Annotated in this window: 1 pseudogene; it reads left to right on the forward strand. The window is 64.2% G+C overall.

What is annotated here, in order from left to right:
• Nucleotides 1-285: pseudogene (locus NE547_RS18220) on the forward strand (hypothetical protein); the annotation flags it as partial.

The raw sequence follows: 285 nt of genomic DNA on the forward strand, positions 1-285 counted from the left end.
TTTATTTCCAACGCCTTCGGTCTGATCGGCACTTCCACTCTGATGAACACCTGGTTCCCCCGCAAGAAGGGCATCGCCCTGGGCTGGGCCACCATGGGCGCCCCCCTGTGCACCGCCACCTTCGTCGCCATCCTCTCCGGTCTGTTCGGCAAGTTCGGCTTCCCCACCGGCTGCACCATCGTGGGCGTGGTCGTCGTCATCTTCGGCCTGGCCTCCCTCTTCTGGGTGAAGGACTATCCCCACGACGTGGGGGCGTATCCCGACAACATCCGGGACGAGGGCGTG

This window comes from Flavonifractor sp. DFI.6.63 (genome assembly GCF_024462255.1).
In the GTDB taxonomy this organism is placed as follows: Bacteria; Bacillota; Clostridia; order Oscillospirales; family Oscillospiraceae; genus Lawsonibacter_A; species Lawsonibacter_A hominis.